Here is a 6,854-nt window from a genome sequence, read left to right as displayed (position 1 = left end):
GATGCGCGGAAGCGACACGCCGAGGGCCTTGGCCAGTTCGGTGATGGTCATCCGCAGGATGTGCTGGCGGATGAACTGAGGCGGGCTGATCGGTCTTGTTGGCATAATAATTACCGAAAGAAATGTGTTGACAGGTAATATATCGCAGGTATATAGTTCTGTCAAGTACCACGTTTTGGAGCATCAAAGATGGGACGGTTTGAGGAAGTTGCACATGCTCGTTCCGCGTGGCTCAAGGAGAACAGGCACCACCAGTTCGCCTACCAACAGGTCGGTAAATACATGCGCGTAGTAGCCGGAAAGAAGGTCATCGCGACTGAACTCACTATGCGTGGCTTCTGTAAAGATTGGTCAGACAGCGATTGGTCAGACTGCGCGGTATTCGACAGTACAATATTTGGCATCCCAGTCGAGGTTGATGAAGAAAACTCGGAGAGATTCGAGATCATACAGCGCCCAATGGAGGACGATTAGATGGCGGAGAACGAAGGCGGTCTGGTGGGCGGCACGATCGACCCTGTCGACATGCCCGGCCTGGGCGCCGAGCGCACCACTGAGCAGGTCGTAGCTGACATCATCGCCAAGGATCCGGACGCGCACAGCGTCACGCTCGCCGAGCGTCAGCGCAGGGCGGCGGATGTGGCGCTCGCGCAGGCGAAGGCTGACAAGGAGTTTTTCGATGAGGCAGAAACCGCTGGCGAGGAGCCTGGTCCGGCATCTGATAGAGGCACAGCGCGAGAAGAACAAGGCGATGTCGATGGTCCTCTCGGTGCTGTATCACCAACTGGAAGCGAAACGGACGATCATCTACTGGCTCGGGCCGACGGGGACCAAGTTCTTGCCGGAGGCGTTCTTTGCGTCCACTCCTGGCAAGAGCCCGTCGAAGCGGAAACGCCGTGCATCTACTGCGGGCTGACATTTGAGGAGTTTGCCAACTCATGAACCTGATTGTGCGCGACAGATTGCTTAGGATAGCCGCATTGATAGTTGGCGTTGCGCTGATCATCGTGAATTTATTTTTATGAACATCATCATCCGCCCCTCCTCCCTGCCTGGTTGGGCAGATTGCCAACGCCGGACAGCAGCGCGCATAGCGCCGCAACTCGTCAAGGACATGGGCTACGACCTGCGCCAGCTACCGCAGCGCGTTGGCCCGGCCGTCGGCACAGCAACGCACGCCGCGGTCGCCCACACGATGCAGGCGAAGATCGATACCGGCTCGAGTGCGAACCAGACGGAAACGGAGCAGGTCGGGCTGGACGCACTGGACAAGTCGATCGAGTACGGCGTCGAGTGGGACGGGGTGAGCCCGAACCTGAACACTAGCCAGAAACAGGTAATCCGGCATTACCGGGTTTTCAGGATTCACTTGGAAGACAGCATTCGGCCGCGAACTGTAGAGCGGCGCATCGAGAAGGTGACGAAACGCGGCAATATGCTCTCCGGGCAGCCGGACCAGACGGACGATGGTGTGCATGACCTGAAAACCGGAGTGGCGCGCAGAGTGAACATCGCCCAGTATGGCGGATACGCCCTGCTCCTTCGAGCGGACGGCGATCCGGCGCAGCACATCACCGAGGACTACATTCAGCGCGTGGCGATTGACCGCGAGCAGCCCGTGCCGCAGCAGATCCCGTACAACGTAGACTTGGCCGAGCGCGTAGCCGGCGCGATCATCATGGACATAGAGCGCACCTTCGAGATTTTCGAGCGCGAGGGCGACAATCTCGTGTTCGCTGCAAACCCGGGTTCGATGTTGTGCTCCGACCGCTGGTGCGTTGCCTACGGAACGGACTTTTGCGAGGAAGGGCGGCGATGATCGAATTGACAATGGAAACCATCATCGCGGCCAAGGATTTTGCCTTGAAGGCAGAGATTCAACCGATCGAGCGCAACGGACACGAGTTCTACATGGTTGTTATGCCGGACGGTTCAACGCAAAAGGTAAGCGCGATGCGTGCGCGCGCTGACTGGCGCGACTACTACCGTTCCGTGCGCATCCTTCGAAGAATTCGGCAAGCAAACGTCGCCACGTTCCAACGGTTCAGCCGCGTGTGGTACGACTGCTCGTATAAAGCAGAAATAGAAAATATTGAATGGCCACGTCCACCGAAAAGAACAAGGAGTTTGCCGTGAAAGTCAACATAGTTGTGTTCGACACTGAGACAACAGGAATTCCAAGGTGGGACTTGCCGGCTGACGATCCGAGCCAGCCGCACATCGTCGACATCGGTGGAATCCTGTGCGACGAAACCGGCAAGGAAATCGAGCGCTTCGAGTCGATCGTCAAGCCAGATGGCTGGACCGTTGGCGATGGCGCGGCGACGGTGCACGGCATCACCACCGAGATAGCGCTTGCGCAGGGCCGACCCATCATCGAAGTGCTGGACGGATTCGACGCATTGCTCGCGCGCGCCGGCCTGCTGGTAGCGTTCAACCTGCGTTTCGATGACAAGCTCCTGCGTGGTGCCCGTCGCCGGAATGGCCGGCCGGACGGCTTCGGAACAATCCCAGTCTTCTGCTGCATGCGCGGGGCGACACCGCTTTGCAAGATACCGCCGACACCGAGAATGAGGAAGGCCGGATTCGAGAAGTTCAAGACGCCGAACTTGGGTGAGGCCGTCAAGATGCTTCTCAACCGAGAGCACGTCGGCGCGCACCGGGCGATGGCCGATGCGGTAGCGACAAAGGATCTGTACTTCGCGCTGCGATGCAACCCTGAATTCATGGCGGCTGGAAGCGACTTCAAGACGAATGTGTCTCAACCGAAAACCGCAGCGCAGCAGGGGGAGGATCACAGCGATAGCGTCCGGGGCGTCGCCTCCAGTTCGACTCTGGAACCTGCTGCTGCTACGGTCCCATGTAAATGGTGTGGTATCTCCACTCCAATGACCGGAACGAAGATGTGCGACGGTTGTTGGGAGTTGGATCACCGTATTCGTGGAGACATGGCTATCGCAAAGCGCATCATGGAGCATTACACCAACAAGGCGAAAGAAGCCTCCACCATATTTTAAGATCATGGAACGTCGCGGATTTCTGAAATCAATCCTCGCTCTTGGCGTCGCTCCGTGGGTAGTGACGAAGTCTGGCGTGCTGATGCCGGTGCGCAAGATCGTTACTGAGTTTGAGGAGCTTACTCTATACGAACAAACAATCTTGATCGAACAGTTGCACACGCCATACCGAGGCGGAAAGAGTTGGTTCATGGCTCAAGAAGTCCTCCGGCGCGCGCGGAATGGAGAGAAGGTTTTAGTGGTCGGTGGCGCACGAACTCGATCGCTGATTGAGGAATTGGCGAAGCCGCTCGAAGTGCCGGACACGATTATTTACAACACACTGAAAGGATGACCAAGATGGCGAATGAAAGAGGGACCACGTTCAAAGACCCGATGAGTGAAGTGCTCGACCCGCTGCAATTCCACCAGGGCGGGGCCGACCTCGGGGCAGTAGTTCCGGTAGGCTCAGGCATGGCGCGAAGCGTATCCGGCATGCCGGTGAACGAGATCATCACCGCGCAGCGCGTCGCCGTGCCGCGCGACATGCGGCGCATCTTGGCGAACATGAAGGCCCTGGCCACCGCGGCCGGCAAGGAGTACGTGTACGGTTGGGAAGTCAACGACCGCAAGAACAACCGCAAGGTGTGGATCGAGGGGCCCACCATCACGCTCGCCAACGACCTGGCCCGGGAATACATGAATTGCCAAGTTGACTGCCGTGTGATCGACGAGGGCAAGCATTGGGTCTTCTATGCGAGGTTCGTCGACCTGGAGACTGGGTTCAGCATGGTCCGGGCCTACCAGCAGCGCAAACGGCAGGACACCGGCATGCGGGACGACCAGCGCGCCCTGGACATGGTGTTCCAGATCGGGCAATCCAAGGCGATCCGCAACGTGGTGGTCAACGCCCTGCGCTCCCTCGTCAATTACGCGATGGACGCGGCGAAGGGTGCCCTGCTCGACAAGGTCGGGAAAAACCCGGAGGGCGCGCGCCAGTGGATCAAGCAGGAGCTCGTGAGGCTCGCGATCGACCTGAAGCGCGTCGAGGCCGTGTACGGGCGCACCGCAGAGCACTGGACCGTTCCGGACATGGCGCGGATCTACACTGAGTTGCAGTCGGTCGCGGACGGCATGATGAACGCCGAGGACGTGTACCCGGCACCGGATGATCCGGCCAAGAAGCGCGAGGCCGACAACCCACTCGCCACCGGGCAGGAAGCAGGACAACCGAAAACCGCAGCGCAGCAGGCGATCACTCACGGAGAAACCTCGGGCGCGCCCCTGGCTGACCCGTCAAATCCGCCTGCTGCCGCTGCGGCGAGTACGCCACCCGGCGAGCTGATGGACAAGGCCGACCAGCAGACCGGGCCGGTCACGCCGGCGGCCGACGCGCCGAAGCGCGGGCCCGGGCGTCCCAAGCGCGCGCCGATATTCGGGGGTGACGCATGAGCATGCTTGTCAAGATCAGGGGCTTCAGAGGGGCGGAACGTGCTGACATCGAAGTCAACCCGATCGCCCTCATAGGGGGGCTCAACTTCGCCGGCAAGTCGAGCGTGTGCCAAGCGCTCGCCGCCGCGGCCTGCAACCAGCCGATCCCGTTCTTTTCCTCGGCTCGCCCGGACAAGCCGCGGTTCACCAAGGCCGATTCCAAGGCCCTGCTGCGCGGCGGCATGGCAACCGGCGTGGCGAGCATCGAGATCGACGGCGAGGCTGTCTCAACGGTCTCGTGGCCCTCCCTCACGGCATCCGGGACGGACGCGATGCACTGCAGCCTCGTGGCAGCAGGCCTGATCACGCCCATGGAGATGGAGGACCTTGACCGCCAGAGGTTCTTCTCCACTCTGCTCAAGGCCGACCCGACATCGAAACGGTCTCCGGACAAACCCGATGAGCCCTCCGATTTGGAGGCTGCTTTGATTGAGGCGATCCCGGTGTTGGGCGAGCTAGAACACGCCGAATCGCTTGCGAAGGTCATCGCCCAGGTCCAGACCAACGGCTGGGACGTGGCGCACCGATCGTTCAAGGAGAACGGCGCCAAGCGCAAAGGCGCTTGGGAGCATGCCTCCGGCGAAGCCTTCGGGCTCAAGAAGGCGGTCGGCTGGAAGCCGCTTGGCTGGCGCGAGGATCTTGCCGACACGTCCTTGGAAGACCTCGGGACCGCGTGCACACAGGCGCAGGCTGCTGTGGAGAAGGCGATTGCCGCGGTCGCAACGGACGCCGTTGAGCTGGCTGCGCTTGAGCAAAACGCCGCCCTTGAGGCTGGCGCGTGGAATGCGCTCAAGGCCGCAGAGAAGGACTTGGAGCGCGCGCAGGACGATCTGGCGAAGAAGCGCAAAGCACGGGCTGAGATCGTGATACCGACAGCATCGGCGTGCCCCCATTGTGGTGGATTGGTCGACGTCGTGCAGAACAGCGTCACGCACCTATACCAGCTCGAGCAATCGACGGCGACGCAGGCACAAATCACAGCGCTTCGGACAGCCGCTGCGCAAGCCGATGGGCTGGTGGCCAAAGCCACGGACGGCGTGCGCATATTTCAGGAGTCCCTCGGAACAGCCAAAGGCAAGCACGAGGCCATCAAAGGCAGCGGTGAGCGCTTGATCGAGGCGAAGAAGCGCACGGGCACCACCGATACGGTGGACACTGCGCGCGACCTGCTTGCCGGCTTGCTGAAGGACAAGGACCTGATCTCCAGGCGCTACGCATGCGAAACACTCGCCGAGCAGATCATCGCAAACCAGAAACTTGTCGACATCCTCGCGCCCGATGGCCTGCGCCGGCAGAAGCTGCAAAAGGCGCTGGCGAAGTTCAACAAAGAGACCCTCGGGCCGCTTTCTGCGGAGGCCGGGTTCTCCATCGTCACGATCGATGACGACCTGGAGATCCTCTACGGGGCCCGGCGATACTTCCTACTGTCCGCGTCCGAGCAGTACCGGGTTCGCGCCGTGGTTCAGATCGCGGTGGCTGTGTACGACAAGTCTCCGCTGGTGATCTTCGATGGGGCCGACATACTCGACCAGGACGGGCGCAATGGCTTCTTTGCGATGATGCAAGCGGCGAACGAGGGGAACGGCATTGTGTTCGTGGTCGGCATGACGGTGCTCGCCAAGCGCAACGTGCCGGACCTGGCAAAGGCCGGGATTGGCGCGAGCTACTGGATTGCCGACGGGACGGCTGCACCACTATGAAAAAAGTGTTGGCTGTCGGGCAACGTTGGAGGGCTGTTTTATACAACCCAGGCGACATTGACATTCCAGCAGAGAAACCGCGGTATTTCACGTTTAGGCTCATAGAGAGCTGCTGGACATACAACGTGGCAAAAAAAGAAATGGGGGTTCATTTTCTCGGCTACAAGGAGGGTGTAACTCCAGAGTCTGACCAAGAAGATCGGCCGCAGGTATGGTGGTTCGACTGTGATGGGCGCGCGAACGTCCCAACGACATCGTTGTACTTTGTACTGAAAACTCTGGTTCGACGCTCACCACCAAAAACGTCTGGCGTATGATTGTGGTTCACCCGGCCGCGTGGTCGTCTGCGCCTCGCCTATCCTCCCTCTGGTGGGGCCATGGATTTGCGGCCGGGGCTTTTCTTGACAACGCGCGCAGGCAAGCGCAAAGTGCATTTCAGGCCGTGACAAGCCGAATAAGGATAGCCTCATTTGAACCCTGATTCCCCGCCCTTCCTGGAAGTCCTTGAACGCTCGGCCCTGCCGCGCCATCCTTGGGAATTGTCACCTTCCTGCGAGGGGCGGGCAATGAGGGCTTGACGATGAACCTGCGAATCCGGTGTTGGAGCAAGGCCGAACTTTGGATGGCTGATGCAGAGATTAAGCGCCACACAAGGGTCAAGGTTCAT

Annotated in this window: 9 protein-coding genes; 8 read left to right on the top strand and 1 reads right to left on the bottom strand. The window is 60.1% G+C overall.

Features of this window, described 5'->3' with window-relative positions; all coding sequences use genetic code 11:
* Positions 1 to 189: 189 nt before the first annotated feature.
* The 8 genes from Q8P46_15500 (at position 190) to Q8P46_15465 (ending at position 6,187) form a co-directional block, all read left to right on the top strand.
* Positions 190 to 474, top strand: a complete 285-nt coding sequence (locus Q8P46_15500; protein ID MDP2621550.1) for a hypothetical protein — start codon at positions 190 to 192, stop codon at positions 472 to 474.
* Complete coding sequence (locus tag Q8P46_15495; protein MDP2621549.1) at positions 475 to 942, top strand: hypothetical protein; 468 nt, start codon at positions 475 to 477, stop codon at positions 940 to 942. It begins immediately after the preceding gene.
* Between the two features lie 79 nt (positions 943 to 1,021).
* Positions 1,022 to 1,819, top strand: coding sequence for a hypothetical protein (locus tag Q8P46_15490; GenBank protein MDP2621548.1), 798 nt, complete (start codon positions 1,022 to 1,024; stop codon positions 1,817 to 1,819).
* The gene (locus Q8P46_15485) at positions 1,816 to 2,136 is read left to right on the top strand and encodes a hypothetical protein (GenBank protein ID MDP2621547.1); all 321 of its coding nucleotides are present in this window, start codon (positions 1,816 to 1,818) and stop codon (positions 2,134 to 2,136) included. The genes Q8P46_15490 and Q8P46_15485 overlap by 4 nt, the downstream gene beginning before the upstream one ends.
* On the top strand, positions 2,097 to 3,017 hold the full coding sequence (locus Q8P46_15480; protein MDP2621546.1) for a 3'-5' exonuclease: 921 nt from the start codon (positions 2,097 to 2,099) through the stop codon (positions 3,015 to 3,017). Before Q8P46_15485 ends, Q8P46_15480 begins: the two co-directional genes overlap by 40 nt.
* A gap of 4 nt (positions 3,018 to 3,021) precedes the next feature.
* Positions 3,022 to 3,351 carry a hypothetical protein gene (locus Q8P46_15475; protein MDP2621545.1) on the top strand — a complete coding sequence of 110 codons (330 nt, stop codon included), beginning with the start codon at positions 3,022 to 3,024 and terminating at the stop codon, positions 3,349 to 3,351.
* A gap of 5 nt (positions 3,352 to 3,356) precedes the next feature.
* Complete coding sequence (locus Q8P46_15470) at positions 3,357 to 4,448, top strand: hypothetical protein (GenBank protein MDP2621544.1); 1,092 nt, start codon at positions 3,357 to 3,359, stop codon at positions 4,446 to 4,448.
* Complete coding sequence (locus tag Q8P46_15465; GenBank protein MDP2621543.1) at positions 4,445 to 6,187, top strand: hypothetical protein; 1,743 nt, start codon at positions 4,445 to 4,447, stop codon at positions 6,185 to 6,187. Before Q8P46_15470 ends, Q8P46_15465 begins: the two co-directional genes overlap by 4 nt.
* 466 nt (positions 6,188 to 6,653) lie before the next feature.
* Here Q8P46_15465 and Q8P46_15460 read toward each other — a convergent pair.
* Positions 6,654 to 6,854 (bottom strand): hypothetical protein (locus Q8P46_15460; GenBank protein MDP2621542.1); only part of this gene is annotated, 201 nt, incomplete at its 5' end.

Source organism: Hyphomicrobiales bacterium, assembly GCA_030688605.1.
In the GTDB taxonomy this organism is placed as follows: domain Bacteria; phylum Pseudomonadota; class Alphaproteobacteria; order Rhizobiales; family NORP267; genus JAUYJB01.
The sequence above is the reverse complement of the archived record's forward strand: the minus strand, read 5'-3'. Positions and strand labels throughout refer to the sequence as shown.

Coding starts and splice junctions, on each gene's coding strand:
- Q8P46_15500 (MDP2621550.1), top strand. CDS start 190: ATGGGACGGTTTGAGGAAGTTGCACATGCTCGTTCCGCGTGGCTCAAG.
- Q8P46_15495 (MDP2621549.1), top strand. CDS start 475: ATGGCGGAGAACGAAGGCGGTCTGGTGGGCGGCACGATCGACCCTGTC.
- Q8P46_15490 (MDP2621548.1), top strand. CDS start 1,022: ATGAACATCATCATCCGCCCCTCCTCCCTGCCTGGTTGGGCAGATTGC.
- Q8P46_15485 (MDP2621547.1), top strand. CDS start 1,816: ATGATCGAATTGACAATGGAAACCATCATCGCGGCCAAGGATTTTGCC.
- Q8P46_15480 (MDP2621546.1), top strand. CDS start 2,097: ATGGCCACGTCCACCGAAAAGAACAAGGAGTTTGCCGTGAAAGTCAAC.
- Q8P46_15475 (MDP2621545.1), top strand. CDS start 3,022: ATGGAACGTCGCGGATTTCTGAAATCAATCCTCGCTCTTGGCGTCGCT.
- Q8P46_15470 (MDP2621544.1), top strand. CDS start 3,357: ATGGCGAATGAAAGAGGGACCACGTTCAAAGACCCGATGAGTGAAGTG.
- Q8P46_15465 (MDP2621543.1), top strand. CDS start 4,445: ATGAGCATGCTTGTCAAGATCAGGGGCTTCAGAGGGGCGGAACGTGCT.